The sequence below is a fragment of the Streptomyces sp. genome, from assembly GCF_035645055.1.
Lineage (GTDB): Bacteria > Actinomycetota > Actinomycetes > Streptomycetales > Streptomycetaceae > Streptomyces.
Map to the genome: position 1 here is coordinate 1 of NZ_DASQNH010000061.1, position 26,746 is coordinate 26,746.

Below are 26,746 nucleotides of genomic sequence, written 5' to 3' on the forward strand. Positions count from 1 at the left end.
GAGCGGGACGTCCTGAAGCCGATGCGCCAGTCCCTCACCGGCGACGACGGCAAGCTCTACGGCCAGCCCTTCTACGGCGAGTCGTCCTTCCTCATGTACCGCAAGGACGTGTTCGCCCGCGCCGGCCTGACCATGCCCGCACACCCCACCTGGCGGCAGGTCGCCCGCCTCGCGGCGCGGGCCGACGGCGCCGAACCCGGCATGAAGGGCATCTGCCTGCGCGGACTGCCCGGCTGGGGCGAGGTCATGGCCCCGCTGACGACGGTGGTCAACACCTTCGGCGGCACCTGGTTCGACCAGGACTGGAAGGCCCGGCTCGACAGCCCCGAATGGAAGGAGGCGACACAGTTCTATGTCGGCCTCGTCCGCGAGCACGGCCAGTCGGGCGCCGCCCAGTCCGGCTTCGCCGAGTGCCTGAACAACATGACCCAGGGCAAGGTCGCCATGTGGTACGACGCCACCTCCGCCGCCGGCTCCCTGGAGGCGGCCGGCTCCCCGGTCCGGGGAAAGATCGGCTACGCCCCCGCGCCCGTCGAGCGGACCGGCTCCTCCGGCTGGCTCTACACCTGGGCCTGGGGCATCCAGGACGCCTCCCGCAACCCCGACAAGGCGTGGAAGTTCGTCTCCTGGGCGTCGAGCAAGGAGTACGAGGAGCTGGTCGGTGAGGAGATCGGATGGTCGAACGTGCCCGCCGGCAAGCGCGCGTCGACGTACGGCCACCCCGCCTACCGCGCCGAGGCCGCCGCCTTCCAGGAGATGACCCGCGCCGCCATCGAGGGCGCCCGCCCCGACGACCCCGGCGTCCAGCCGCGCCCCGCCCCCGGCATCCAGTTCGTCGGCATCCCCGAATTCACCGATCTCGGCACCCAGGTCTCCCAGGAGATCAGCGCGGCCATCGCCGGACGCCAGTCCGTCGAGACGGCCCTCGACAAGTCCCAGCAGCTCGCCGAGCGCATCTCCGAGGAGTACGAGGGACGATGACCGCGACGACGACGGCGGCCCCCGTGGCCGCGCCCCCCGTGAGCACCTCCGGCGCGCCGGGCACCCGCCTGCGCGCCTGGGCGACCCGCGCCCCGCTCCTCCCCGCCCTGGTCTTCATGATCGTGGTGACCCAGCTGCCCTTCGTGGCCACGCTGGTGATCTCCTTCTTCGACTGGAACGCCCTCTACCCCGACGCCCGCCGCTTCACCGGCCTGGACAACTACCGCCAGGTGCTCACCGACGCCGGCCTGCGCCACTCGGTGGGCACGACGATCCTGCTCACGGCGACGGTGGTGCTGGTCAGCCTGGCCCTGGGCCTGCTGCTGGCCCTGCTCCTGAACCGCCGCTTCAAGGGCCGCGGGGTGGTCCGCACCCTGCTGATCGCCCCGTTCCTGGTGGTCCCGGTCGCGGCGGCGCTGCTGTGGAAGCACGTCCTCTACAACCCCGAGTACGGCCTGCTGAACGGCCTGTTGAGCTATGTGGGCGGCCCCCAGCCGGACTGGATCTCGACCACCCCGCTGCTCGCCGTGGAGGCATCACTGATCTGGCAGTGGACCCCGTTCATGATGCTGATCCTGCTGGCCGGGCTGCAGAGCCGCGATCCGCAGCAGATCGAGGCCGCCCGCGTGGACGGGGCGAGCGACTGGCAGATCTTCGTCCACCTCACCCTGCCCCACCTGCGCCGCTACCTGGAGCTGGGCGCCCTGCTCGGGTCGATCCACATCGTCCAGAACTTCGACGCGGTCTTCACGATCACCTCGGGCGGCCTGGGCACGGCCAACCTCCCGTACACCGTCTACCAGAGCTTCTACCAGGCCCACGAGAACGGCCTCGCCTCGGCCGCGGGCGTCCTGGTCGTCCTCGGCTCGCTCGTCATCGCGACCTTCGCGCTGCGGGTCGTGTCGTCCCTCTTCCGCGAGGAGGTGTCCCGCGCGTGAACGCCGCACGCCCCGACCGCGCCCGTCCGAACGCCGTACGCCGCGCCTGGCCCGGCCTGCTGGCCTGGCTGGCCGGGATCGGATTCTTCCTGCCCATCGCCTGGATGGCGCTGACGTCCTTCCACTCGGAGGCGGACGCGGCGACCAACCCGCCCTCCTTCACCGCCGCCCTCACCCTCGACGGCTACCGGGAGTTCTTCGGCCTCACGGGCGGCGCGAGCCCCTGGCCGGCGTTGATCAACTCGACGGTGGCGTCGCTGGCCTCCACCCTGCTGGTCCTGCTCCTCGCCCTCCCGGCGGCCTACGCGCTGTCCGTCAACCGCGTCCGCAAATGGACGGACGTCCTGTTCTTCTTCCTGTCCACCAAGATGCTGCCGGCCGTGGCGGGCCTGCTCCCGATCTACCTCTTCGCGAGGAACGCGGGCCTGCTGGACAACATCTGGCTCCTGGTCGTCCTCTACACCTCCATGAACCTGCCGATCGCGGTGTGGATGATGCAGTCCTTCCTCGCCGAGGTCCCGGTGGCGGTGATCGAGGCGGCCCGGATGGACGGCGCGCGCCTGCCGGTGATCCTCACGCGGGTGGTCGCCCCGATCGCCCTCCCCGGCATCGCCGCGACGGCCCTGATCTGTTTCATCTTCAGCTGGAACGAACTGCTCTTCGCCCGCGTGCTGACGGGCGTGGTCGCGGAGACCGCCCCCGTCTTCCTGACCGGCTTCATCACCAGCCAGGGCCTGTTCCTGGCCAAGGTGTGCGCCGCGTCGCTCGTCATCTCCCTGCCGGTGCTCGCCGCGGGGTTCGCCGCCCAGGACAAACTCGTCCAGGGCCTGTCGTTGGGAGCCGTGAAATGAAGGCCGCCGTCATCGAGTCCGTGGGCCGGGCCGTCGTCGCCGAGGTCCCCGACCCGACGCCGGGACCCCGCGAAGTGGTGGTGGAGGTCGCCGCGTGCGGCCTCTGCGGCACGGACCTGCACATCCTCCAGGGTGAGTTCGCCCCGAAGCTGCCGATCGTGCCCGGGCACGAGTTCGCGGGCGCGGTGGTCGGCGTCGGCACCCAGGTCACGGAGCTGTCGGTCGGCGACCGGGTGGCGGTCGACCCGTCCCTGTACTGCCACGAGTGCCGCTACTGCCGCACCGGCCACAACAACCTGTGCGAACGCTGGGCCGCGATCGGCGTGACGACGGCGGGCGGAGCGGCGCGCTACGCGGTGGCGCCGGTGGCGAACTGCGTACGGCTCCCCGATCACATCCGCACGGAGGACGCGGCCCTGATCGAGCCCCTGTCCTGCGCGGTCCGCGGCTATGACGTCCTGCGCTCCCGCCTGGGCGCCCACGTCCTGATCTACGGCTCGGGAACCATGGGCCTGATGATGCTGGAGCTGGCCAAGCGGACCGGCGCGGCCAGCGTCGACGTGGTGGACGTGAACCCGTCCCGCCTGGAGACGGCCCGCCGCCTGGGCGTCTCCGCGGCGGCCGCGACCCCGGACGAGCTGGACCGCCCCCAGGGCTGGGACGTGGTCGTGGACGCCACGGGCAACGCGGCGGCCATCCAGGACGGCCTGGACCGGGTCGCCAAGGCGGGCACGTTCCTCCAGTTCGGCGTGGCGGACTACGCGACCCGCGTCACCATCGACCCGTACCGCATCTACAACCAGGAGATCACCATCACCGGCTCGATGGCCGTCCTCCACAGCTTCGAACGCGCGGCGGAACTCTTCGCGGGCGGCGTCCTCGACCCCGACGTCTTCATCAGTGACCGCGTTCCCCTGGCCCGCTACCCCGAGGCCCTGGCCCAGTTCGCGGCGGGGGTGGGCCGCAAGATCGTGGTCGTGCCGGAAGGATGACCGCCACCACTTGGTGACTCCGGCCCACGTCCCCAGCCGTCCGGCGCTTCACGACTCGGGCCCGTGTCCCCAGCCCGTCCGGCGCTTGAGGACGAGGCCCGTCCAGGGCCGAAGCGGGGTCAGGGGGCGCAGCCCCAGCGGGGCCCGGGGCAGCACACCGGTACGGGACGGGCAGGGGCGGCGGGGGCGGAACCCACTGGGTCGCCGAAGCGTTCCTCACCGAGGCGGCGACCGGTGACGCCCAGCCGGTGACGGCCCGGTGGGCCGGAACCACCGCCGGGGCGACGAGCGCCCGGCCCGCGACCACCCGCGCAACCGCCGATGACCCGATCGGCGGGTCGGTAAGGGAACGGTAAAACGGCCTCGCTCGTTCTACGGGGCATGACAGCTATGACCCCCGGCTCGAACATCCCGCTCTCCGCCGCCCGCGTGTCGGTGGACGTCGCCGCCCCGGTGCGGCTCGACGTTTCGGGCCTGCTGCTCACCGCCGACGGCAAGGTGCGCTCCGACGACGACTTCATCTTCTACAACCAGCCCACGGGCCCGGGCGTGACCCACCGCTCCGGCGGCGGCACCACGCCCGACGCGATCACGGTCGACACCGCCGCCGTCCCGCCCGGCATCGAGAAGATCGTCGTCACCGCCAGCCCGGACGCGGCCGGTCAGACCTTCCAGGGCATCGAACCGACGGCGACCCTCCGCAACGCGGACGACAACAGCGTCCTGGCCACCTTCACACCCCCGCAGCTCGGCACCGAGACGGCCCTGGTGATCGTGGAGATCTACCTGCGCAACGGCCAGTGGAAGGCCCGCGCGGTCGGCCAGGGGTACGCCAACGGCCTGGCCGGCATCGCCACCGACTTCGGTGTCTCGGTGGAGGAGCCCGCCCCGGCCGCCGCCCCCGCTCAACCGGTCACCCCGCCCCCGGCCCCCGCACAGCCCCCGGCCGCCCCGCCCGCCCCGGTGGCGGACCCGCGCCTGGCCGCTCCCCCGGCCCCGGCCGCCCCTCCGGCGCCCCCCGCCCCGGGCGCCGGGAAGATCAACCTGGACAAGGGCCGGGTCAGCCTGCAGAAGAACCAGACCGTCTCCCTGATGAAGGGCGGCCGTCCGCTCCTCTCGCAGGTCAAGATGGGCCTCGGCTGGGAGCCGGCGTACCGCGGCAAGGACATCGACCTGGACGCCTCGGTCATCGCCTACGGCCCCCAGCGCAACCACATCGACAGCTGCTACTTCGGCAAGCTGACGATCGTGGGCGGCGCGATCCGCCACTCCGGCGACAACCTCACCGGCGAGGGCGGCGGCGACGACGAGGTGATCACCGTCGACCTGGGCCGTCTCCCTCAGGAGGTATCCGGCCTGGTCTTCACCGTGAACTCGTTCTCCGGCCAGAAGTTCACCGAGGTCGCCAAGGCCTACTGCCGCCTGATGGACGCCACCACCGGCGAGGAACTGGTCCGCTTCGACCTGACCGGCGCGGAACCGCAGACCGGCGTGATGATGGCGAAACTGATCCGCCAGTTCTCCGGCGAGTGGGAGATGACGGCCATGGGCCAGTTCGTGAAGGCCCGCACGGTCCGCAACATGGTCAAGCCGGCGGCACAGGCCCTGTAGCGACGGGTACGAGCCCGGGGGCGCCCCGTCCAGGGGCGCCCGGCGGCTCACACCGCCCACGGCCGGTCACCATTCACGGCCGGACCGGCAGTGGCACCGCAGGGAACGCGTGAAGCCGGCGGTCAGCCACCCTGCTGCGACCGCGCCTTGAACGCGGCCTTCCGCGCCTCCTTGGCGATCTTCTTGTCGGGGTGGATGCGGCCCATCGCCTCCAGCACGTCCGCGGTGGCCGGGTGGTCCACCCGCCAGACCGCCGAGAAGAAGCCGCTGTGCTGCTCGGCCAGGCCCTCGACGAGGGCGCGCAGCTCCGCCGAGTTGCCCTCGGCGGCGAGCTGGGCGGCGACCGTGTCGATGGTCAGCCAGAAGACCATCGTCTCGGACGGCGGCGGTACGTCCGCGGCGCCGCGTTCGCTGAGCCACACCCGGGCGAGTCCGCCCAGTTCGGCGTCGTCCAGCACCTCGCGCAGCGCGGGTTCGGCCTCGCCGCCGACCAGTGACAGCGCCTGCTGGCAGCGCAGCCGGCGCAGTGGCGCCCCCGTGTCGGCGCCTCGCGCGGCGGCCAGCAACTCCCGGGCGGCGGCCAGGGGTTCGCGCCGGGCGAGCCACTGCTCGGTCTCGGCCTGCGCGGCCCGCGGGCCGAATCCGCAGGTGCCGTCGAGGAGGGCGTCGGCGCCCTTGTCGACGAGGTCTCCGACGGCGGGCGCGTCGAATCCGGCCTCCAGCAGCCGGGCACGCAGTCCGTACCGGCCGAGCGTGGTGAGCCGGACCATGCCGTAGCGGGTGACGTCGGTCTCGTCGACGGGCGCTCCCGGCTCCTCGTCGGCGTCGGCCATCAGCGCCTCGTCGACCGGGCGGTAGTCGACGAGCCCGACCGGTTCCAGCAGCCGGAACTGGTCGTCGAGCCGCATCATCGCGTCGGAGACCTGTTCCAGGACGTCGTTGGTGGGTTCGGCCATGTCGTCGGGGACGATGACGGACGCGGCGAGCGCGGGCAGCGGGACGGGGCCGTCGCCGGGGCCGTCCTCGCTGACGGTGAGGAAGTAGAGGTTGGCGAGGACGCTGTCGAGGAACTCGGCCTCGCCCTCGGGGTCCCAGTCGAGCGCGGAGAAGTCGACCTGCCCGCCGTCGTCCAGGGCACCGACCAGGTCGTCGAGGTCGGGCACGCTCGCGTCGGCGAGCACGGTCTCCAGGGCGCTCTGCCAGACGCCGAGGACGTCCTGCGGGGAGCCCCCGGTGAGCAACGCCAGGCCGGCGCCGGGCGCCACGGTGCCTTCCTCCTCGTCGGCGATCTCGACGAGCCCGGTGTCGACGGCCACCCGCCAGGCCCCACTCGCGGAGGCGGCGGCGTCCTCCCCGCTCAGGTCCAGCGCCTCGGCCGCCGCGGCCAGCTGCTCCTCGACCAGTCCGCCGCCGGCGTCGACGCGGGTGCCGGGTCCGGCCCAGCGGGCGAGCCGGGCGGCACGGGAGAGGAGCGGGGTGGACAGCGCGTCGCGCGCCAGCTCCGCGTCGGTGGCCAGCCGTACCGGCGGCAGGGGGGAGCTGTCTGACATCGGCTGATTCTCCTAGGGGCGCCTGGGCGGCGTACGGCCAGGCGTACGACCGGTGGTTCAGCCGCTCAGCCTAGACGGATTTCCACCCATGCCGCCCGGTTCATCTTCTCGTCGCCGGTCGTCCATGGCCGAAACCTTGACAACCGGCGGGAGCAGGCAGGAGATTGACGCGCGTAGAAGTCGGCGGACACCTGTTCACCGATCGGGGTGCGACACAACCTCCTTTCCGGACCTGCCGCTCCCCGTTTTCTACGGGCGTCGCCACCGCCCCACCGGTCGCGGCTCCGACTTTCCGTTCCACCCTCGTCCCGGCGCTCATGTACGTCCCCGGAGGGATCCCGTTGCCGAGCAAGTCTTCCGCGCGCCTCGCCGCGCTCACCGTCGCCGCCGTGTGTTCCGCGGCGACCACCGTCGTCCTGACCTCCCCGGCCCACGCGGACAGCGTGCGCATCCGTGACATCCAGGGCACGACCCGGATATCGCCGTACGCCGGCAAGCAGGTCACCGACGTGGCCGGAATCGTCACCGGCATCCGGACGTACGGCTCCTCGCGCGGCTTCTGGATCCAGGACCCGGACGCGGACGCCGACCCGGCCACCAGCGAGGGCGTCTTCGTCTTCACCAGCTCCACGCCGAAGGGTGTGGCCGTGGGCGACGCGGTGACGGTGTCGGGCACGGTGTCCGAGTACGTCCCGGGCGGCACCTCCTCCGGCAACCAGGCCATCACCGAGATCACCAAGCCGACGGTCAAGGTCGTCTCCGGCGGCAACCCCGTCCCCGCGCCGGTGGTCATCGACGCCGGCTCGGTGCCGGACGCCTACGCCCCGGCGGGCGACCCGGCGGCGAACGGCTCGGTCAACGCCCTGCCGCTCCGGCCGTCCACGTACGCCCTGGACCTGTACGAGGCCCTGGAGGGCATGAACGTCCGGGTCGCCGACGCCCGTGTGGTCGGCGCCACCGACCCGTACACCGAGCTGTGGGTCACGGTGAAGCCGGACGAGCACGACAACCGGCGCGGCGGCACGGTCTACGGCTCCTACACCGCCCAGAACACCGGCCGGATCATGATCCAGTCCCTCGGCAGGCCGGCCGACTTCCCCAAGGCGAACGTCGGTGACACCCTCGCGGGCGCCACCACCGGCCCGCTGGACTACAACCAGTTCGGCGGCTACACCCTCGTCGCGAGCGAGCTGGGCACCCTGGAGAGCGGCGGCCTGGAGCGCGAGACCACCCGCAAGCAGAAGAACGGCGAGCTGGCGGTCGCGACGTACAACGTCGAGAACCTGGACCCGTCCGACGACACCTTCGCCGCGCACGCCGCCGCGATCGTGACCAACCTGCGCTCGCCCGACATCGTGTCCCTGGAGGAGATCCAGGACAACAACGGCGCGACGAACGACGGTACGGTCGCCGCGGACCAGACCATGACCAAGCTGATCGACGCGATCGTCGCGGCGGGCGGCCCGCGCTACGACTGGCGCGCGATCGACCCGGTGAACAACACCGACGGCGGCGAGCCCGGCGGCAACATCCGCCAGGTGTTCCTGTTCAACCCCGACCGGGTCTCCTTCACCGACCGCGCGGGCGGCGACGCGAGCACCGCGACCGGCGTGGTCCGGGAGCGCGGCAAGGCGGCGCTGACCGTCTCCCCCGGCCGTGTCGACCCGGCGAACGAGGCCTGGAAGAACAGCCGCAAGCCGCTGGCCGGCGAGTTCGTCTTCCGTGGCCGCACGGTGTTCGTGATCGCCAACCACTTCAACTCCAAGGGCGGCGACCAGGGGCTGACCTCGCAGTACCAGCCCCCGGCGCGCAGCTCCGAGACCCAGCGCCACCTCCAGGCGACGGCCGTGAACGCCTTCGTCAAGGAGATCCTGGCTGTCCAGAAGAACGCGGACGTCGTCGCGCTCGGCGACATCAACGACTTCGAGTTCTCCGGTACGACCGAGGCCCTGGAGGGCGACGGCGAGCTGTGGTCGGCGGTCAAGTCGCTGCCCCGCGGCGAGCGTTACTCGTACGTCTACCAGGGCAACAGCCAGGTCCTGGACCAGATCCTGATCAGCCCGGCGATCCGGCGCGGCTGCGACTTCGAGTACGACAGCGTGCACCTGAACGCCGAGTTCCATGACCAGATCAGCGACCACGACCCGCAGGTACTGCGCTTCCGCCCGTAGGGGCGGGTCGCTCTCGGCCCGTCAGGGTCACTCGGGGAGCAGACCCACGGCGTGCTGGTAGCGGGTGCCGGTGAACCCCTTCACCCCGGGGTACGTCCGCACCCGCTCCCACTGCTCACCGCCGTCGCCGATGCCCTCGCCGGGCGCGGCGAGGACGGCGTCATAGGCCTGCTCGCTCTCCCACTCGGCGTAGTTGAGGACATGGGTGCCGTCCGTGCTGAGGTGGAAGTGGGCGGAGATCAGGCCACGGTGGTCGGCCGGGGTGCCGGCCAGGGCCTGCAGCACCTCGCCGATCCAGTCGGTGCGCCGCTCGGCGGCGTCCGGTTCGAAGTCGATCCGCACGACCACGATCAGACCCGGCACCCGGGTGTCGTCGGCGGCGCGCTCGCGGCTGCGGTACCGCCGATAGCGGTCGAGCCGGAGCCGCTCGATGCCGGGCACGAGGGTGTCGATCTCGTCGACGCGCTCCTGTCGCCGGGTCTTGAAGAACGCCTCGTAATCCGCCTCGCTCGCCCACTGCGAGTAGTGCATCAGGGTGGCTCCGTCGCGGCCGGTGTAGACGTGGTAGCCGAGCAGCCCGCCGGCCGGCCACGGACGGCGCTCCCAGGTCCCCGCGATCGCCTCGACGGCGGCCCGCTGCCGCTCGGGCGTGCCGACCCGCCAGGTGCTGAAGAACGGTGCCGCGGCATCCGGGTGGGTCAGGTCGGGGTGGGCATCGGTACGGCGGGTCATGTCGGCCTCCGGTAAAGGCTGGTCGGTCGGTACACCGACCAGCCTTCAACCTCGACCTCGCTCGAGGTCAAGCCACTTCGGGGAGTCCCCTCCTGTCACCCCGACGGCCGTCGCTCAGCGCCCGCCGTTCCGCCGCCGCAGCACGCCCGCCGCGACGACCGCCGCACCCGCCGCACCCGCGAAGAGCACCGGCCGCGGCAGCCGGAGGGCGGCCTGGGCGACCCTGCGTACGGGCTGGGGTGCCCGGTGTTCCACGGCGTGCTGCGCGCGGGTGGCGCCGCCCTGGACGGCATGCCCCGCCTGGGCCGCGCTGCTGCGCAGCTGGACGGTCATCGCGCCCGCCTTGTCCCTGAGGTCGGCCGCGCGAGCCAGGGCGCGTCCGCGGACGTCCGCCCTGGCGGCCAGCTCCCCGACGGTGGCGCCGAGTTCGCCGCGCGTGCGCTCGACCTGCTTGCGCAGCTCGGCGGGGCCCTTGGTCCGGTCGGTCATCGGTCTGCCCTTTCCCTGGTCTGCGAGCGTCTCGGCACCCGGGTACCCTGACCGACCGTCACTACCCCGCGCGGTAACGCCGATGGACCATCCTCGCAGCACCCCTTACCAATACCTCGTAGCAGATTTAAGTGGAGCTACACCTTCTGGCCGCCGAGACTGCTCCCATGGAGCACACCACCTCGACCACCACTCCCGCCCCGCCCTTCGGCCGCGTCCTGTGCGCGATGGTCACGCCCTTCACCGACTCCGGCACCCTCGACCTCGACGGCGCCCGGCGGCTGGCGGAACGACTGGTGAACGAGGGCTGCGACGGCCTGGTCCTGAACGGCACCACCGGCGAGTCACCGACCACGACCGACGAGGAGAAGGCGGACCTGATCCGCGCCGTCCGGGAAGCGGTGGGCGAGCGCCCCTCGATCCTGGCGGGCGTCGGCACCTCCGACACCCGCCACACGATCGAGCTGACCCACCAGGCCGAGAAGGCGGGCGCGGACGGCGTCCTGGTCGTCACGCCGTACTACAGCAAGCCCCCGCAGGACGCCGTCGAGGCCCACTTCCGCGAGGTGGCGGACGCCTCCGGCCTGCCGGTCGCGCTGTACGACATCCCCGGCCGCACCGGCACCCGCATCGAACCGGACACGATGATCCGGCTCGCCGGCCACCCGAGGATCGTGGCGGTCAAGGACTGCTCCTACGACTTCCTCGGCACCCAGAAGGTCCTCGCCCGCACCGACCTCGCGTACTACGCGGGCTGCGACGAACACAACCTCGCCCTGTACGCGGTGGGCGCCGCGGGCTGTGTCAGCACGGTGGCGAACGTGATCCCCGGTCACATCCGCGCCGTCCTGGACGCCTTCGACGCGGGCGACCCAGCCCACGCGGCCGCCCTCCAGCTTCGGGCCACACCCCTGGTGGAGGCGATGATGGCGGCGGGCCTCCCCGGCACGGTCACCGCGAAGGCCCTGCTCACCACCCTCGGCCTACCCGCAGGCCCGGTCCGGTCGCCCCTGCGCCCCGCCGACCGCGAGACGCTCGGCGCCCTGCTGACGGCGTACCGGGAGGCGGTCACGCAGGCGTGACCGAGTCCGGCCGATCACCCGGCGGGGACAGGCCTCGCTGCGGGCTCCTCGGCAGGCTCGGCGGGCTCAGCCGCAGCCCCGCCCCCCAGCCCGAGGAAGTGCTGGAGCACGTCCTCCATCGGATCGTCGATCTGCCCGGCGTTGATCAGCCCGATCCGGGGCCCGTTGTGCGAGCCGGTGTTGGTCTCGTCCGCGTACGCGACCCCACCGGCCAGGCCCCAGCCCACGGCCACCAGAACGCCCACCCCGGCCAGCCGGCGCACCGCACCCCTCGCCCGTTCGTTCCTCATCACTTCAGCCCTCGTCTCACCGTTTCGAAATCTGACCGGACGGCTCCGCCGCCCACCCGTTCATCCGCGAAAACCCTCCGAAGGACACGGCCGGTAATCCGTTTAAGCGATCGTCACGAAGCCCGAACCCCCTATAGGCTCACCTCATGATCACCGCGACGGTCCGCGAATGGCACGAAGAGGAGGGCTGGGGCGTCCTGGACTCCCCCGAGACCCCCGGCGGCTGCTGGGCCCACTTCTCGCACATCGAAACGGACGGCTTCCGCACCCTGGCCCCGGGCCAACAGGCCGACCTCGAATGGGAAGCCCCCGGCTTCGAGCAGGACGGCTACACCTACCGAGCGGTGAACGTCGTGCCTCGGGCCGCCTGAAGTCACGTAGCGCGCCGACGCGGAGCGTGATGATTGCGGATCTCCACATTGCAGTCGGAGACCCGCGAGTAGTCTCCGCGCCGCGCCGCCTCCTCACGCTGCCTGGCCAGGGCCTGGCACACCCCGCACTCCGGGACGGCGGCCGGCCAGCAGAGCGGCGGGGCGAGGTCGAGCGGCTGCTCCTGGCGGGTCATGGACGTACCCCACTCACGCCAGCGGCTCGGCGGTACACCCCGTAAAGCCGTTCCGCAGCCGCGCACGGCAGATTGGCGTTGACTCCCTCCCCATCCCTGGTCGTGCAGGTCTCACAGTGAATGCAGTGGTTCCAGAGATCGAGAAGCGCGGCCCGTTCGGGATCGAGGACGACGGGCTGCCCGCCACTCAGGTTCTCGTAGTGGTCGCACAAGGCGTTGACGGACCGGGCGAGACGCTGGGCATGCGCGACCTGGGCGGGCAGACCGCGGCGAGGCTCCAGGCCCAGACGGATGCGAGCCTCCATGGCAGCGGCGTGGGCGCAGGCACTCGGCACGTCGTCCTCGGGGAACCGGTCGGCCAGCGCCTCGACAACAGGGATGGCCAGCATGAGGTGCCCGCGCATCTGAAGCGTCAGCGTCTCCAACTCACCCTCCGAGGGCAGCTCTGCTTCGTCCGCCAGCAGACGGCGGGCGGCGGAGCGCAGAGACCCGATGTCCAGCGACGGACACTGCTGTTCTGCCGTCACGAGCGCTGCGGCCATACGTCGGTGCGTCATGTGGGCTCCGAGCCGGTCGATCCTCCCCCGGGCCGTACGAGCGACCGCCGAGGCTTGATGTCTCACAGGATCTGGTGACACACCGTGCCTGCGCGATCCCTGAGCGGTAATCTCACGGTGAGATGACTTGCCATGCCATTCGTGGATACCGGGAGCCGCGCCATGTCCACCGCACTGGCACCGATCGAGTTGCCGGACTGGGCCTGGGAGCGCGCTGAAATCCGCCAGGCACTCCGGGCCCGTGACATCGGAGCGGTCTTCCGGCACGTCCAGCAGTACGCAGGAGCGAGCCAGGCGCGCATCGCCACGGCTACCGGCATGACGCAGGCCCGCGTCAACGAGATCATCAACAGCCGCCGCGAGGTGTCGCGGCTCGATGTGTACGAGCGGATCGCGGACGGACTACGCATGCCTGATGACGCGCGCCATCTGCTCGGACTCGCAGCCGGCAGGGAGAAGCGCGCCGGAGGAGCTGCCTTCGCCCTCGCGGCCTTCCCAGAGATTGTCCGCGTCTACGCTGCCCAGAGTTCAGCCGCGGCGGAGATCCAGCAGATGGCCCGTGAGGCGCAGGAGCTGGATGTCCTCGCTGTGCGGGGCCTTGGGCTCGTCGGTCTGAACGACAGCCTGTTACGAGCCTGCCTACCGCGTGACCAGGGAGGGAAAGGCCTGCGCGTCCGGGTGGCACTGCTCGACCCCGAATCGCCTGCGCTCGCACGACGTGCAGCCGAGATCGGCGAGTCACCCGAGTCGCTCGCCGACGGCGTGCGCTTGACCGAGGCACGGCTGCGGGAGCTGGCCGACGTGTGCGACGTCGGCGTATGGCGCTACAGGATGCTGCCTACTTGGCGGTTGATCCGCACGGACGCCACGATGTTCGTCGGTGCCTTCGATGCCGGATGGGAAGGTCACGAGTCGGCCACCTACAAGGTGGTGGAGACGCCACACGGCCCATTCTTCCGGGGATATCGCCGCATGTTCGAGGCGATCATCGACGGGGCTGAGCGCACGGTGTGAACGGAGAGGGGAACAGCGTGATCGAGGCGGAGTTGAAGGCACGCGTACCCGAGTCGGAGGCGGTCCTGCGACAGCTGGACGAATACGCGACTGCCCGGATCGAGGTGTACAGCGATACATACTACGACCGCCCTGACGGCTCCCTGGAGAAAGCGGACCAGGAGCTGCGCGTACGCACGGTTCACGGTGTGGACGGCACCCGAACGGTGCTGACATTCAAGAACGCCGCAGTCGACGAGGATTCCGGCTCGAAGCCCGAGCACGAGACGATCGTCGAGAACGCCGAAGCAGCGCACGCGATCCTGCGCGGTCTGGGCCACGTCCCCGTGATTGCTTTCGAGAAGCAATGCCGTAACTACGAGTTCGAAGCACGCGGCCGACGGCTCCTCGCCACGTTCGTGCGGGTGCCCGAGATCGACGGCACGTTCCTGGAGGTCGAGACACTCGTGGCCGAGGCGGACCTGAAAGCGGCGTTGGACGACATCCTGGCCGTCATCACCGACCTCGGCATCGGCGAGGAGAACCTGACAAGGGAGACATACACGGGGACAGTCGCCGCGCAACGCCGCGTACGCCTCGTCTGACGCCGTGAAGGAGCGCCTGAAATGTACCCGAAGTCGGGTGCCCTGACGCCCTCACTGCCGAGGAGGACAGCGCACCGTCGTCCTCAGGCATGCAGGCTCTGGACGAGCGGCTGTGCAGCTGGTCGACGACCCGTCAGCGCCCTCGCTCGTTGAACCGGGCGATCTCCGGGGACAGCTCCAGGAGACTCTCGACCCTGAAGGCCGGCAGCTTCTCCGCTTCCTCGGTCCGCCACTGGATCGTGGCCCAAGGGCCCCGGTGCACCAGTGCGGTATGCATCCCCGCGGCAACCGCGGGCTTGATGTCGTTGTCGACGCGGTCACCGACGTACAGCATCTCCTCGACCTCGGCCGGAACAACCTCGGCGACCCGATGGAAGAAGGTGGGGTCAGGCTTTGAAGCACCCCAGTCGTCAGAGGTACCGATCAGGTCAACGTCGTTGCTGAACAGCGCACGGAGAATCTTCCCAGCGCGCACGGTCTGATTCCCCGCGATGCCCAGCCACAGCCCATCCGCGCGCAGAGCGGCGAGAGTGTCCCGCACGTCCGGATACAGATCGCTCTCACTGAAGCTCTCCGGCCGGCCTGCCGCCGCCCGCCTCTCACGTTCGGCATAGAGGTCAAAGCCGGGCCTGAACTCCTGGAACACCTCCCGGTAGTCCCGCCCTTGAGCGATCACGGCGCCGAACATCGCGGCGAAGGTGTGCCGCGGTACGCCAAGCCAGTCGGCCCAGGTGCCGTACTCCGTGGTCTCGTCCACCAGGCACTCACCGACGTCAAAGATCACAGCGCGAATCATTGAGGCAGCGTATCCAGACTTCGTAGCTCTTCAAGTGGCGAGTACTGTCATGAGGATCGAACCCGTGCGGGGGGAGGTAAGACTTTCCCTACTTCATCAAGCCCGCGCACGGCGCGGGCGCGCGCCGCCTCTGCGGCGCGGCCTGCCTCCTGTCTGCGCCCCGGCTGGCCGCGCCCGGCGGCGCGCTCGCGACTGCGGGCACGTCGTAGGGAGAAACCCTCTGTCGCTGGGGCGGTCGGCTCCACGACTTCGCCTACTCGGTGCGCTCATCGCTTGTTTGGGATCGACCGATAAGTTCGATACCACGTCTACGTCGCAGCTGTGCCGCACCAGCTTTGAGTAGAGCGAACGCAAGAACACAGGGGCCGGATGCGTCAGTGAGCAGGTCGCGCAAATTACGGGCAAGGTAGATCGCCATTGCTCCGACTATTACGGCAATGACGGTGTCGACGCGTTTGGCGGATCCGAGAATCCAAACCCGCGCTCACCGGTGGCTGTCACACGGCAAGAGGTGCTGATAGGAAACAGCTGTCTCCCCAACAAACGAGCGCCCTCCCGGGCCGTCCTCGGGCCGTGGAAGGGCGCTCAACGATGACCAGCGTCGACAACTGCCGACAGCTCAGCAGCAGGTCAGGGCGTTGATCGACTCGGCGGCCGCAGGTCACGGCCGCCCGTGATCAGTTGTGGCTGTGCAGGATCTCGTTCAGGCCGCCCCACTCCGCGTTGTTCGGGCGGGCCTCCACCGTGCCGGTGACCGAGTTGCGGCGGAAGAGGATGTTGGACGCGCCGGAGAGGTCGCGGGCCTTGACGATCTGGCCGTCGGGGAGGGTGACACGGGTGCCGGCGGTGAGGTAGAGGCCCGCCTCGACCACGCAGTCGTCGCCGAGGGCGATGCCGATGCCGGCCTCGGCGCCGACGAGGGAGCGCTCGCCGATGGCGACGCGCTCCTTGCCGCCGCCGGACAGCGTGCCCATGGTGGACGCGCCGCCGCCGATGTCCGAGCCGTCGCCGACGACGACGCCCTGGGAGATGCGGCCCTCGACCATGGAGGTGCCGAGGGTGCCGGCGTTGAAGTTGACGAAGCCCTCGTGCATGACGGTGGTGCCGGCGGCGAGGTGGGCGCCGAGGCGGACCCGGTCGGCGTCGGCGATGCGGACGCCCGCGGGGGCGACGTAGTCGGTCATGCGCGGGAACTTGTCCACGCCGAACACGCTGAGGTGCAGGCCGCGGGCGCGGGCGGCGAGGCGCACGGTCTCCAGGGTGTCGACGGCGACCGGGCCGAGCGAGGTCCAGGCGACGTTGGCGAGCAGGCCGAAGATGCCGTCGAGGCTGGGCTCGTTCGGCTTGACCAGGCGGTGCGAGAGCAGGTGCAGCCGCAGGTAGGCGTCGTGGGTGTCGAGCGGCTTGTCGTCGAGGGACGAGATGACCGTGCGGACCGCCACGATGTCCACGCCCCGCACGTCGTCCTTGCCGAGCGCCGCGACTCCGTGCTCGCCGAGCAGTTCGGCGGTGCGGTCGGCGTCCAGGCGCTCGGTGCCGGCCGGGCCGGGCTCGGCGGCCAGCTCGGGCGACGGGAACCAGGTGTCGAGAACGGTGCCGTCGGCGGCGATCGTGGCGAGGCCGGCGGCCACGGCGCCGGTGGTGCGGGGAGCAGTCGTGTCGGTCATGAGGGAAACCTAACGTGGCCCCACCCACCCGTGCGAACCGACCCGGCCTCCGTCTCACGTGCCGGGCGAGCCCCAGGTGAGGCTCCTATCGCCGCTCTTCCTCACCGTCCACGACTCGTGTCGTGAGGCGGGCGCCGGTGATCATCACCTCGCCGTCCTCCAAGTAGCGGTAACCGCTGTAGAGGCGGGTCCTCGGGTCGAGGAGTGTCTCCTGCCGGGGGCCGGGGCCTTCCCGGTACAGCGCGATCGCGTCCCGGCCCGCCGCGTCCTGGACGTCCGCCGCCCGTACGCCGGGGACGGTGGCGAGGGCGCGGTAGACCTTGGCGAGGTCTTCCGGGTCGTAGACGTAGGCACGGCTGAGGAGTGCGGTCAGGGCGCGGTACTCGTGCTCCGTGCGGGTCTCGGACACGTCGGTGGCGTGGAAGAAGGCGCGGGCCCTGGCCCTGATCTGCTGCGGGTCGTCGGGGAGGCTCTTGAGGAAGGCGTACTGCTCCCGGGGCGAGTGGTCGTCGCCCGCCTCGCCGTCCTCCATGGCCGAGTCGGCGTACCGGGTCCAGCGCTCCTCGGTCTGCGGGCCCGGACGCTCGTCGTCCGTCCCATTGCTCTCCACTGTCTCGGTGTAGATCCACTGGCCGTCGCGCGCGGTCACCGCGGGGCCCGCGGCGACGGTGTACGCCGCGTCGTTCAGCCAGTCCTCGGCGCTGCCCAGTTCGATGGTGTAGCCGGGCCGGGCGCCGGGCAGGGCCTCGCCGCGGCCTTCGGTCACCTGGGGGACGACCAGCGCGGCCGCCGTGATCGCCGCCGCCGCGCCGATCGCCGCGAGCCGCCAGTCCGAGCGCAGCCTGCGGGCGCGGGAGCCCCGGCGGGCCTCGGCGAGCAGCCGGTCGCGTCCGGCCACGAGGCCTGCCCGCTCGGGGGCGGGGGCATCGGCCCTCAGCTCCCGCACCGCCGTCAGCTCCGCCGTCATCTCGTCCATCGTCAGACCACCTCCGTGGCGTCGAGCGTGAATGCGGGGTCGGCGCCCAGTGCCGCGCGTACCTTGCGGCGGGCCCGGTTGAGCCGGGAGCGGACGGTGCCGACGGGGATGCCCAGGGCCTCGGCGACCTCCGGGTAGGTCAGGTCCGCCCAGGCGACCAGCAGCAGTACGTGCCGGTCACCGGCGGAGAGTGCGGCCAGGGCGCCGGCGAGCGGGGCGTGGGCGGTCTGCGCGGTGACCCGGTCGTCGGCGCGTTCGGACCAGGACTCGGCGACCGGGTCGTGCCCGGTGCGGGCCAGCGCCCGCAGCGCCCGTACCTCGGCGCGGCGCTGTTTGCCGATGAGATTGGCGGCGATGCCGTAGAGCCAGGGGCGGGCGCGGCCGCGGTCGGTGTCGTAACGCGAACGGGTGCGGAAGGCGATGAGGAACGTCTCCGCGGTGATGTCGTCGGCCGGGCCCGCGCCCAGCCGGCGCTGGACGTAGCGGTGGATGTCGGCCGCGTACCGGTCGTAGAGCCGCGCGAACAGCTCTGGTTCCGCCAGGGACCGGCCGATGATCTCGGCGTCGGCATTGGTCGGCTCGGGCGGCGAGGGCGGTCCGGTCACGGAGTCTCCGGGGGAAGTGATCGTGGTGACATGTCACCCCGCTGTTCCCCGAAGGCGGCCCAGGGGTTCACGCGGTCGCGGTCAGCGCGCTCCGCCCGTGTTCAGCCCCACCACCCCGATGATGATCAGCGCGATGCCCGCGGCCTTGGCGGTCGTCGTCCCCTCGCCCAGGAAGACGACGTCGATCGTCGCGACGGCCGCCGTGCCGACCCCCGACCCCCGACCAGATCGCGTACGCCGTCCCCACCGGCACCGTCTTCAGAGTCTGGCCAGGAGTGAGAAGGAGACGACGTACCCGAGGACCGTCAGCAGTGACGGCCACTGTCCCGTGCGGGCGGGCCGCCACGGTGGGCACAGCACTGTGGCCCCCGGCATGTTGCCGGGGACCACAGAACGGCCGTACGAAAGAGAGCCTCAGACGTTGAACCCGAGCGCCCGCAGCTGCTCGCGGCCGTCGTCGGTGATCTTGTCGGGGCCCCACGGCGGCATCCAGACCCAGTTGATGCGCAGCTCGTTGACGAGGCCGTCCGTGGCGGACTTGGCCTGGTCCTCGATGACGTCCGTCAGCGGGCAGGCCGCGGAGGTCAGGGTCATGTCGATCGTCGCGATGTTCGCGTCGTCGATGTGGATGCCGTAGATCAGGCCCAGGTTGACGACGTCGATGCCCAGCTCGGGGTCGACGACGTCGTACAACGCCTCGCGGATCTCCTCCTCCGAGGCCGGCTTCATCTCAACGGTCTCACTCATGCCGTCTTCCTTTCGGCGTCGGCGCCCAGCGCCTGGGCCGTCGCGTCCTTCCACGCCATCCAGCTGAGGAGGGCGCACTTGACCCGGGCCGGGTACTTGGAGACACCGGCGAACGCGACCGCGTCCTCCAGCACCTCCTCCATGGCGTCGTCGGGTTCGATCTTCCCCTTGGACTGCATCAGCTCCAGGAAGGTCTCCTGGATCTTCTGCGCCTCGGCGACGTCCTTGCCGACCAGCAGGTCGTTCAGCACCGACGCGCTGGCCTGGCTGATGGAGCAGCCCTGGCCCTCGTACGAGACATCGCTGATGGTCGTGCCGTCGTACTTCACGCGCAGTGTGATCTCGTCGCCGCACGTGGGGTTCACGTGGTGCACCTCGGCGTCGCCATCCCGCAAGCCCCGCCCGTGCGGGTTCTTGTAGTGGTCCAGGATGACGTCCTGGTACATGGAGTCCAGCTTCACCTTGTCAGCACGCCCCTCAGCCGAAGAAGTTCCGTACGTGCTCCAGGCCGTCCACCAGAGCGTCGATCTCGGCCGGCGTGGAGTACAGATAGAACGACGCTCGCGTGGTCGCAGGAATTCCGTAGCGCAGGCAGACCGGGCGGGCGCAGTGGTGACCGACGCGGACGGCGATGCCCAGCTCGTCGAGGACCTGGCCCACGTCGTGCGGGTGGATGTCGCCGAGCGTGAAGGAGATCGCGGCGCCGCGGTCCTCCGCCGTGGTCGGGCCGATGATCCGCAGGTCGGGTACCTCGGCGAGACGCTTCACCGCGTATTCGGTGAGGGCGTGCTCGTGGGCGAGGATCTTGTCCATGCCGATCGAGTTGAGGTAGTCGATCGCCGCGCCGAGGCCGACCGCCTGGGCGATCGGCGGGGTGCCCGCCTCGAACTTGTGGGGGGCCGGCGCGTACGTCGACGAGTGCATCGACACGGTCTCGATCATCTCGCCGCCGCCGAGGAACGGAGGCAGGTCCTCCAGCAGCTCCTGGCGGCCCCAGAGCACGCCGATGCCGGTCGGGCCGCACATCTTGTGGCCGGTGAAGGCCACGAAGTCGGCCTGGAGGGCCTGTACGTCCAGCGGCATGTGGGGAGCGGCCTGGGAGGCGTCGATGCAGACCAGCGCACCGACCTCCTGGGCGCGGCGCACGATCGCCTCGACCGGGTTGAACGTGCCCAGGATGTTCGACACCAGCACGAAGGAGACGATCTTCGTCTTCTCCGTGATGACCTCGTCGATGTTGGACAGGTCCAGGCGGCCGTCGTCGGTGAGGCCGAACCACTTCAGCTTCGCGCCCGTGCGCTGCGCCAGCAGCTGCCACGGCACGATGTTGGAGTGGTGCTCCATCTCCGTGATCACGATCTCGGTGTCCGCGTCCACGCGGTAGGGCTCGTCGGCCCAGCCGAGCATGTTGGCCACGAGGTTCAGCGACTCGGAGGCGTTCTTGGTGAAGATCACCTCGTCGCGGCTGGGCGCGTTGATGAACTCCGCGACCTTGTCCCGCGCGCCCTCGTACAGCGCCGTGGCCTCCTCGGCCAGCACATGCACGCCGCGGTGCACGTTGGCGTTGTGCTGTTCGTAGTACTCCCCGAGCACGTCGAGGACCTGGCGCGGGGTCTGCGAGGTCGCCGCGTTGTCCAGGTACACGAGCTTCTTGTCGCCGTGCAGCACCCGGTCGAGGATCGGGAAGTCCTTGCGGATCGCCTCGGTGTCGAGGAGGCCCGGCAGCTGTGTCACGCGGATGCGCCACCCTTCGTGTAAACCTCGTAGCCCTCGTTCTCCAGCTTGTCGGCGAGCTCGGCACCGCCGGACTCGACGATGCGGCCGCCGGAGAAGACGTGGACGAAGTCGGGCTTGATGTAGCGCAGGATGCGCGTGTAGTGGGTGATCAGCAGGGTGCCGACCTCGCCGGTCTCCCGGACGCGGTTGACGCCCTCGGAGACGATGCGGAGGGCGTCGACGTCCAGACCGGAGTCGGTCTCGTCGAGGATCGCGACCTTCGGCTTCAGCAGTTCCAGCTGGAGGATCTCGTGACGCTTCTTCTCACCGCCGGAGAAGCCCTCGTTGACGTTGCGCTCGGCGAAGGACGGGTCCATGTTGAGGCGCTCCATGGCCTCCTTGACCTCCTTCACCCAGGTGCGCAGCTTGGGGGCCTCGCCGCGGATGGCGGTGGCGGAGGTGCGCAGGAAGTTGGAGACCGAGACGCCGGGGACCTCGACCGGGTACTGCATCGCCAGGAACAGGCCCGCGCGGGCGCGCTCGTCGACGGACATCTCCAGGACGTCCTCGCCGTCGAGCAGCACGGTGCCGCCGGTGATCGTGTACTTCGGGTGGCCCGCGAGCGAGTAGGCGAGGGTCGACTTGCCCGAGCCGTTGGGGCCCATGATGGCGTGCGTCTCGCCCTGCTTCACGGTGAGGTCGACGCCCTTGAGGATCTCCTTCGTGGCGTTGTCGGCCTCGACGGTGACGTGCAGGTCTCGGATTTCAAGCGTTGCCATGGGTGCCTCAGGACTCCTGGGTGAGGGAGACGAGCACGTCGTCCCCTTCGATCTTTACGGGGTATACGGGGACGGGGCGCGTCGCGGGAAGGCCGGACGGCTTGCCGGTGCGGAGGTCGAACGCGGAGCCGTGCAGCCAGCACTCGATCTGGCAGTCCTCCACCTCGCCCTCGGAGAGCGAGACGTTCGCGTGGGAGCAGATGTCGTGGATGGCGAACACCTCCCCCTCGGTACGGACGACCGAGACCGGCGTGCCGTCGAGTTCCACCCGCTTCGGGGTGTCCTCCTCCAGCTCGCTCAGCCCACAGGCGCGTACGAAGGTGGTCATGCGACCGACGCCTCCAGCTCCTGCTCGATCTTGGCGAGCAGACGCTCCTCGATGTCGGCGACACCGATCTGCTGGACCAGCTCGGCGAAGAAGCCGCGGACGACGAGGCGGCGCGCCTCGTGCTCCGGGATACCGCGGGCCATCAGGTAGAACAGCTGCTCGTCGTCGAAGCGCCCGGTCGCCGAGGCGTGCCCGGCGCCGACGATCTCGCCGGTCTCGATCTCCAGGTTCGGCACCGAGTCGACCCGCGCGCCGTCCGTCAGGACGAGGTTGCGGTTCATCTCGTAGGTGTCGGTGCCCTCGGCCGTGGCCTCGATCAGCACGTCGCCGATCCACACGGCGTGCGCGGCCTCGCCCTGGAGCGCGCCCTTGTAGACGACGTTGGACTTGCAGTGCGGCACGTTGTGGGTGACCAGCAGGCGGTGCTCCTGGTGCTGGCCGGCGTCGGTGAAGTACAGGCCGAACAGCTCGGCCTCGCCGCCGGGGCCCGCGTAGGTGACGCGCGGGTGGAGGCGGACGACGTCGCCGCCGAAGGTGACGACGACCGACTTGAAGGAGGCGTCGCGGCCGATCAGCGTGTTGTGCTGGCCCACGTGCACGGCCTTGTCGTCCCAGTCCTGGACGGAGACGACGGTCAGCTTGGCGCCGTCCCCGAGGACGTAGTCGACGTTGGCGGCGAGCACCGCGTCACCGGTGTGGTCGATGACGACCACGGCCTCGGCGAAGGCGCCCAGCTCGATCACCTGATGGCCGAAGGCGGTACCGCCCTCGCCGTGCACGGCGATGCGGATCGGCTCGGTGAGGACGGTCTCCTTGGGGACGGTCACGACCGAGGCCTTCTCGAAGGCCGAGTACGCCTGCGCGGCGACGCGGTCCACGGGGGTGCCCGCCGCGCCGAGCCGGGCGTCGTCCCGGCCGACGGTCTCGACGACGACGTCCTCGGGGGCCTCCACGGTGACCTTCACGCCGTCGCCGGTGGCGACGGCGGTGCCGTCGTGCAGCCCGCGCAGGCGCTCCAGCGGGGTGAACCGCCACTCCTCCTCACGGCCGTGCGGGACCGGGAAGTCCGCGACGTCGAAGGACGGGGGCGCGCTCATGCGCGAGACGACGGTGGACTCGGCGGCCACCGCGATCGAGCCGGCGGTGGTGGAGCCCACCGGGATGTTCTGAGCCTCAGCCATGGCTGTCGGTCTGCTCTCTTCCTACGTCAGAAAAATCTGCTGCTGCTTCTTCGGAGGGCGGTCAGCCGACCGCGCCTTCCATCTGCAGCTCGATCAGCCGGTTGAGCTCCAGCGCGTACTCCATGGGCAGCTCCTTGGCGATCGGCTCGACGAAGCCGCGCACGATCATCGCCATCGCCTCGTCCTCGGAGAGACCGCGGCTCATCAGGTAGAAGAGCTGGTCCTCGGAGACCTTGGAGACGGTCGCCTCGTGGCCCATGGACACGTCGTCCTCGCGGACGTCGACGTACGGGTAGGTGTCCGAGCGGGAGATCGTGTCGACGAGCAGCGCGTCGCAGAGCACGTTGGACTTGGAGCCCGGGGCGCCCTCGCCGATCTCGATCAGACCGCGGTAGGAGGTACGGCCACCGCCGCGCGCCACCGACTTGGAGACGATGTTGGACGAGGTGTTCGGCGCCATGTGGACCATCTTGGCGCCGGCGTCCTGGTGCTGGCCCTCGCCGGCGAAGGCGATGGACAGGGTCTCGCCCTTGGCGTGCTCGCCCATCAGGTAGACGGCCGGGTACTTCATCGTCACCTTGGAGCCGATGTTGCCGTCGATCCACTCCATGGTCGCGCCCTCGTAGGCGACGGCGCGCTTGGTGACCAGGTTGTAGACGTTGTTCGACCAGTTCTGGATGGTCGTGTAGCGGCAGCGGGCGTTCTTCTTGACGATGATCTCGACGACCGCGGAGTGCAGCGAGTCCGACTTGTAGATCGGGGCCGTACAACCCTCGACGTAGTGCACGTAGGCACCCTCGTCGACGATGATCAGGGTCCGCTCGAACTGGCCCATGTTCTCCGTGTTGATGCGGAAGTAGGCCTGGAGCGGGATCTCGACGTGCACGCCCTTCGGCACGTAGATGAAGGAGCCACCCGACCACACGGCGGTGTTCAGCGCGGCGAACTTGTTGTCACCGGCGGGGATGACGGTGCCGAAGTACTCCTTGAACAGCTCCGGGTGCTCCTTGAGCGCCGTGTCGGTGTCCAGGAAGATGACGCCCTGCTCCTCCAGGTCCTCGCGGATCTGGTGGTAGACGACCTCCGACTCGTACTGGGCGGCGACACCGGCGACGAGGCGCTGCTTCTCGGCCTCCGGGATGCCCAGCTTGTCGTAGGTGTTCTTGATGTCCTCGGGCAGGTCCTCCCAGGACTCCGCCTGCTTCTCCGTGGAACGCACGAAGTACTTGATGTTGTCGAAGTCGATGCCCGACAGGTCCGAGCCCCAGTTCGGCATGGGCTTCTTCTCGAAGAGCTTCAGGCCCTTGAGGCGCAGCTTGGTCATCCACTCCGGCTCGGACTTCTTGCCCGAGATGTCGCGGACGACGTCCTCGTTCAGGCCGCGCTTCGCTGCGGCACCGGCCTCGTCGGAGTCGGCCCAGCCGTATTCGTACTTGCCCAGGCCCTCGAGCTCAGGGTGGGCAGTCTCCGTGGGGAGAGTCATGCGGGGTTCCTCCCGGCCGTGCTTGCAGATGCGTTCTGAGTGGTGTGGGAAAGCTTCGACGTCGTCGAGGTCTTCGGAATCTTGGGGATGAACGTCGTGCACACGCCGTCGCCATGGGCGATCGTGGCCAGCCGCTGTACGTGTGTACCGAGCAGCTCGGCGAAAAATTCCGTCTCGGCCTCGCACAGCTGCGGAAACTGCTCGGCGACGTGGGCGACCGGACAGTGGTGCTGGCACAGCTGCTCGCCGGTGGGCGCGCTGCGCGCGGTAGCAGCGTACCCGTCCGCGCTCAAGGCCTTGGCCAGCGCCTCGGTCCGCTGCTCGGGGGCGGCCTGCTCGACCGCCTTCCGGTAGGCGGCGGACTGGGCGGCGATCCGGGCGCGGGCGAAGGCGGTGACCGCCTCGTCACCGCCTTCCCGCTCGGCGATCCAGCGCAGGGCGTCCATGGCCAGCGTGTCGTACGACTGGTCGAAGGCGTCCCGGCCGCAGTCGGTCAGCGCGAACACCTTGGCGGGGCGGCCCCGGGTGCGGGCGCCGTACACCCGCCGCTCGCGGGCTTCGACGACGCCGTCGGCGACCAGCGCGTCCAGGTGCCGGCGGACGGCGGCCTGGGTGAGGCCCAGCCGTGCGGCGAGTTCGGCGACGGTCGACTGACCGTGGTCCAGGATCGACCGCGCGACCCGGTTGCGCGTCGAGCGCTCCCCGGTCGCGAGCTCCTCCTGCGGGGTCCCCGTGGGGGTCTCCCGAGCTGCGCCGACGTTTTTCACAACGCCATTGTTGCGTAATTCCCGAGAGCGTGACAAGCGAGGTCCGGGCCGCCGGACGGTGCCCTGCGTCACTTAGGTAAACCTAATTGACCTGCGGAAACGATCTTTGATCGATCAAACCGCCGATCCGACCGCCGATCAAATCGGTGGCGTCGCCGCCCGCCGTCCGGGACACTCCGGCCCCATGCCCACACCCCCTCCGACCGGCCCTCTTGTCACCCGGGACACCCTCCGCGGTCAGTTGCGCGACTGCGGCGTCCGGCCCGGCGAGACCCTGCTCGCGCACTCCTCGCTCAGCTCGCTCGGCTGGGTCAACGGAGGCGCCGTCGCCGTGGTCCGGGCCCTGCTCGACGTCCTCGGCCCGGACGGCACCCTCGTCGTCCCCGCCCAGACCGCCGACCTGTCCGATCCGGCGACGTGGTCGAACCCGCCGGCTCCCGAGGAGTGGTGGTCCGCCATCCGGGACACGATGCCCGCGTACGACCCGCTGATCACGCCCACCCGAGGGGTCGGCGTGATCCCGGAGACCGTCCGCACCTGGCCCGGCGCCCTGCGCAGCGCGCACCCCCAGACGTCCTTCGCGGCGGTCGGACCGCGCGCGGCGGAGGTGATCGAGGGCCACGCCCCCGACTGCCGGCTCGGCGAGCGGAGCCCCCTGGCGAAGCTGGAGGACATGGGCGCCCGGGTGCTGTTGCTCGGCGCCGGCTACGACGCCTGCACGAGTTTCCACCTGGCCGAGTACCGGATACCGTCCCCGCTCGTCACGGTGGGCCGGCCGGGGCCCGGCGGCTGGGAGACCGTGACCGAGGTGTCGATCTCCTCCGACCGGTTCGACGCACTCGGCCACGACTTCGAACGGGACCGTCCCGTCGTCCGCGGCAGGGCCGGAGCGGCCGACGTACGGCTGTTCCCCGTGGCCGACGCGGTGGCGTACGCCGAGGGCTGGCTGGCCCGGCACCGGCCCCGCGCGGGCGAGCCCGAGTGACGGAACCGGCCGTCCTGAGGTGCACTTCCGCACCCGCCCGCCTGAGGCACCCCGCGGCTCCCTAGACTCTGGAAACATGCGAAACGAGCCCGTGCTCCAGGTCCAGGCCCTGGTGAAGCGGTACGGCCACAAGACCGCGGTGGACGGCCTCGACCTGGTGGCCCGGGCGGGCGTCACCGCCGTCCTCGGCCCCAACGGGGCGGGCAAGACGACCACGGTCGAGACCTGCGAGGGGTACCGGAAGCCGGACTCCGGCACGGTGCGCGTCCTGGGCCTCGACCCGGTCCGCCAGTCCCGCGAGCTGCGCCC

General features: G+C 70.5%; 30 protein-coding genes and 1 pseudogene. 12 read left to right on the forward strand and 19 right to left on the reverse strand.

Features of this window, described 5'->3' with window-relative positions:
• The 5 genes from VE614_RS20310 to VE614_RS20330 form a co-directional block, all read left to right on the forward strand.
• Positions 1 to 981: extracellular solute-binding protein (locus tag VE614_RS20310; protein ID WP_324938788.1), on the forward strand; the 981-nt coding region annotated here is incomplete at its 5' end.
• Complete coding sequence (locus tag VE614_RS20315) at positions 978 to 1,919, forward strand: sugar ABC transporter permease (protein WP_324938791.1); 942 nt, start codon at positions 978 to 980, stop codon at positions 1,917 to 1,919. The genes VE614_RS20310 and VE614_RS20315, both read left to right, overlap by 4 nt.
• Positions 1,916 to 2,770 (forward strand): carbohydrate ABC transporter permease, encoded by an 855-nt coding sequence (locus tag VE614_RS20320; protein WP_324938794.1) that lies wholly within the window; start codon positions 1,916 to 1,918, stop codon positions 2,768 to 2,770. Before VE614_RS20315 ends, VE614_RS20320 begins: the two co-directional genes overlap by 4 nt.
• A complete protein-coding gene (locus tag VE614_RS20325; RefSeq protein ID WP_324938797.1) occupies positions 2,767 to 3,762 on the forward strand; it encodes a zinc-dependent alcohol dehydrogenase family protein in 996 nt (331 codons plus the stop codon). The genes VE614_RS20320 and VE614_RS20325 overlap by 4 nt, the downstream gene beginning before the upstream one ends.
• A gap of 390 nt (positions 3,763 to 4,152) precedes the next feature.
• Positions 4,153 to 5,373, forward strand: coding sequence for a TerD family protein (locus VE614_RS20330; protein ID WP_324938878.1), 1,221 nt, complete (start codon positions 4,153 to 4,155; stop codon positions 5,371 to 5,373).
• A 122-nt stretch (positions 5,374 to 5,495) separates the two neighbouring features.
• On the opposite strand, the gene VE614_RS20335 is transcribed toward VE614_RS20330, so the two are convergent.
• A complete protein-coding gene (locus VE614_RS20335) occupies positions 5,496 to 6,923 on the reverse strand; it encodes a hypothetical protein (RefSeq protein ID WP_324938799.1) in 1,428 nt (475 codons plus the stop codon).
• A gap of 341 nt (positions 6,924 to 7,264) precedes the next feature.
• Here VE614_RS20335 and VE614_RS20340 point away from each other — a divergent pair, with 341 nt between their 5' ends.
• The gene (locus VE614_RS20340; protein WP_324938802.1) at positions 7,265 to 9,094 is read left to right on the forward strand and encodes an endonuclease/exonuclease/phosphatase family protein; all 1,830 of its coding nucleotides are present in this window, start codon (positions 7,265 to 7,267) and stop codon (positions 9,092 to 9,094) included.
• A 27-nt stretch (positions 9,095 to 9,121) separates the two neighbouring features.
• On the opposite strand, the gene VE614_RS20345 is transcribed toward VE614_RS20340, so the two are convergent.
• Complete coding sequence (locus VE614_RS20345; protein ID WP_324938805.1) at positions 9,122 to 9,826, reverse strand: antibiotic biosynthesis monooxygenase family protein; 705 nt, start codon at positions 9,824 to 9,826, stop codon at positions 9,122 to 9,124.
• 114 nt (positions 9,827 to 9,940) lie between these two features.
• Positions 9,941 to 10,315 (reverse strand): DUF3618 domain-containing protein, encoded by a 375-nt coding sequence (locus VE614_RS20350; RefSeq protein ID WP_324938808.1) that lies wholly within the window; start codon positions 10,313 to 10,315, stop codon positions 9,941 to 9,943.
• A gap of 167 nt (positions 10,316 to 10,482) precedes the next feature.
• On the opposite strand from VE614_RS20350, the gene dapA reads away from it, so the two are divergent.
• On the forward strand, positions 10,483 to 11,397 hold the full coding sequence (dapA, locus tag VE614_RS20355) for a 4-hydroxy-tetrahydrodipicolinate synthase (protein WP_324938811.1): 915 nt from the start codon (positions 10,483 to 10,485) through the stop codon (positions 11,395 to 11,397).
• 14 nt (positions 11,398 to 11,411) lie between these two features.
• Here the strand turns inward: dapA and VE614_RS20360 are convergent, their stop codons facing one another.
• Positions 11,412 to 11,687: a hypothetical protein gene (locus VE614_RS20360; protein WP_324938814.1), complete on the reverse strand. Its 276-nt coding sequence runs from the start codon at positions 11,685 to 11,687 to the stop codon at positions 11,412 to 11,414.
• A 146-nt stretch (positions 11,688 to 11,833) separates the two neighbouring features.
• Here VE614_RS20360 and VE614_RS20365 point away from each other — a divergent pair, with 146 nt between their 5' ends.
• Complete coding sequence (locus VE614_RS20365) at positions 11,834 to 12,058, forward strand: cold shock domain-containing protein (protein ID WP_324938817.1); 225 nt, start codon at positions 11,834 to 11,836, stop codon at positions 12,056 to 12,058.
• Between the two features lie 2 nt (positions 12,059 to 12,060).
• On the opposite strand, the gene VE614_RS20370 is transcribed toward VE614_RS20365, so the two are convergent.
• Together VE614_RS20370 and VE614_RS20375 are read right to left on the reverse strand one after the other, a co-directional pair.
• Positions 12,061 to 12,252 (reverse strand): hypothetical protein, encoded by a 192-nt coding sequence (locus VE614_RS20370; protein WP_324938820.1) that lies wholly within the window; start codon positions 12,250 to 12,252, stop codon positions 12,061 to 12,063.
• Entirely contained in the window at positions 12,249 to 12,794 is a 546-nt protein-coding gene (locus tag VE614_RS20375; RefSeq protein WP_324938823.1) for a DUF6415 family natural product biosynthesis protein, read from the reverse strand. The genes VE614_RS20370 and VE614_RS20375 overlap by 4 nt, the downstream gene beginning before the upstream one ends.
• 177 nt (positions 12,795 to 12,971) lie before the next feature.
• On the opposite strand from VE614_RS20375, the gene VE614_RS20380 reads away from it, so the two are divergent.
• Together VE614_RS20380 and cyaB are read left to right on the forward strand one after the other, a co-directional pair.
• Complete coding sequence (locus VE614_RS20380; RefSeq protein ID WP_324938826.1) at positions 12,972 to 13,823, forward strand: helix-turn-helix domain-containing protein; 852 nt, start codon at positions 12,972 to 12,974, stop codon at positions 13,821 to 13,823.
• Between the two features lie 17 nt (positions 13,824 to 13,840).
• Positions 13,841 to 14,407: a class IV adenylate cyclase gene (gene cyaB / locus VE614_RS20385; RefSeq protein ID WP_324938830.1), complete on the forward strand. Its 567-nt coding sequence runs from the start codon at positions 13,841 to 13,843 to the stop codon at positions 14,405 to 14,407.
• Between the two features lie 133 nt (positions 14,408 to 14,540).
• On the opposite strand, the gene VE614_RS20390 is transcribed toward cyaB, so the two are convergent.
• The 13 genes and pseudogenes from VE614_RS20390 to VE614_RS20450 all read right to left on the reverse strand — a co-directional run bounded on the left by VE614_RS20390 (position 14,541) and on the right by VE614_RS20450 (position 25,452).
• On the reverse strand, positions 14,541 to 15,203 hold the full coding sequence (locus VE614_RS20390) for an HAD family hydrolase (RefSeq protein WP_324938833.1): 663 nt from the start codon (positions 15,201 to 15,203) through the stop codon (positions 14,541 to 14,543).
• A 677-nt stretch (positions 15,204 to 15,880) separates the two neighbouring features.
• Positions 15,881 to 16,870: a 2,3,4,5-tetrahydropyridine-2,6-dicarboxylate N-succinyltransferase gene (dapD, locus tag VE614_RS20395; protein WP_324938836.1), complete on the reverse strand. Its 990-nt coding sequence runs from the start codon at positions 16,868 to 16,870 to the stop codon at positions 15,881 to 15,883.
• A gap of 85 nt (positions 16,871 to 16,955) precedes the next feature.
• A complete protein-coding gene (locus VE614_RS20400) occupies positions 16,956 to 17,846 on the reverse strand; it encodes a CU044_5270 family protein (protein WP_324938839.1) in 891 nt (296 codons plus the stop codon).
• 2 nt (positions 17,847 to 17,848) lie between these two features.
• A complete protein-coding gene (locus VE614_RS20405) occupies positions 17,849 to 18,451 on the reverse strand; it encodes a sigma-70 family RNA polymerase sigma factor (RefSeq protein WP_324938842.1) in 603 nt (200 codons plus the stop codon).
• Between the two features lie 81 nt (positions 18,452 to 18,532).
• Positions 18,533 to 18,772 (reverse strand): annotated as a pseudogene (locus tag VE614_RS20410) (DMT family transporter); the annotation flags it as partial.
• Positions 18,773 to 18,865: 93 nt separating this feature from the next.
• Positions 18,866 to 19,198, reverse strand: coding sequence for a metal-sulfur cluster assembly factor (locus VE614_RS20415; RefSeq protein ID WP_058926035.1), 333 nt, complete (start codon positions 19,196 to 19,198; stop codon positions 18,866 to 18,868).
• The gene (sufU, locus tag VE614_RS20420; RefSeq protein WP_086737709.1) at positions 19,195 to 19,659 is read right to left on the reverse strand and encodes a Fe-S cluster assembly sulfur transfer protein SufU; all 465 of its coding nucleotides are present in this window, start codon (positions 19,657 to 19,659) and stop codon (positions 19,195 to 19,197) included. Before sufU ends, VE614_RS20415 begins: the two co-directional genes overlap by 4 nt.
• 16 nt (positions 19,660 to 19,675) lie before the next feature.
• Positions 19,676 to 20,932: a cysteine desulfurase gene (locus VE614_RS20425; RefSeq protein WP_324938850.1), complete on the reverse strand. Its 1,257-nt coding sequence runs from the start codon at positions 20,930 to 20,932 to the stop codon at positions 19,676 to 19,678.
• Positions 20,929 to 21,693 carry a Fe-S cluster assembly ATPase SufC gene (sufC, locus tag VE614_RS20430; protein WP_324938853.1) on the reverse strand — a complete coding sequence of 255 codons (765 nt, stop codon included), beginning with the start codon at positions 21,691 to 21,693 and terminating at the stop codon, positions 20,929 to 20,931. The genes VE614_RS20425 and sufC overlap by 4 nt, the downstream gene beginning before the upstream one ends.
• 7 nt (positions 21,694 to 21,700) lie before the next feature.
• Positions 21,701 to 22,021, reverse strand: coding sequence for a non-heme iron oxygenase ferredoxin subunit (locus VE614_RS20435; protein ID WP_055514965.1), 321 nt, complete (start codon positions 22,019 to 22,021; stop codon positions 21,701 to 21,703).
• Positions 22,018 to 23,202 (reverse strand): Fe-S cluster assembly protein SufD, encoded by a 1,185-nt coding sequence (gene sufD / locus VE614_RS20440; protein WP_324938863.1) that lies wholly within the window; start codon positions 23,200 to 23,202, stop codon positions 22,018 to 22,020. The genes VE614_RS20435 and sufD overlap by 4 nt, the downstream gene beginning before the upstream one ends.
• A gap of 61 nt (positions 23,203 to 23,263) precedes the next feature.
• Positions 23,264 to 24,685, reverse strand: coding sequence for a Fe-S cluster assembly protein SufB (gene sufB / locus VE614_RS20445; protein WP_324938866.1), 1,422 nt, complete (start codon positions 24,683 to 24,685; stop codon positions 23,264 to 23,266).
• Positions 24,682 to 25,452 carry a metalloregulator ArsR/SmtB family transcription factor gene (locus tag VE614_RS20450; protein ID WP_324938869.1) on the reverse strand — a complete coding sequence of 257 codons (771 nt, stop codon included), beginning with the start codon at positions 25,450 to 25,452 and terminating at the stop codon, positions 24,682 to 24,684. Before VE614_RS20450 ends, sufB begins: the two co-directional genes overlap by 4 nt.
• A 184-nt stretch (positions 25,453 to 25,636) precedes the next feature.
• On the opposite strand from VE614_RS20450, the gene VE614_RS20455 reads away from it, so the two are divergent.
• Together VE614_RS20455 and VE614_RS20460 are read left to right on the forward strand one after the other, a co-directional pair.
• A complete protein-coding gene (locus VE614_RS20455; RefSeq protein WP_324938872.1) occupies positions 25,637 to 26,437 on the forward strand; it encodes an AAC(3) family N-acetyltransferase in 801 nt (266 codons plus the stop codon).
• A gap of 76 nt (positions 26,438 to 26,513) precedes the next feature.
• Positions 26,514 to 26,746: ATP-binding cassette domain-containing protein (locus VE614_RS20460; protein WP_324938875.1), on the forward strand; the 233-nt coding region annotated here is incomplete at its 3' end.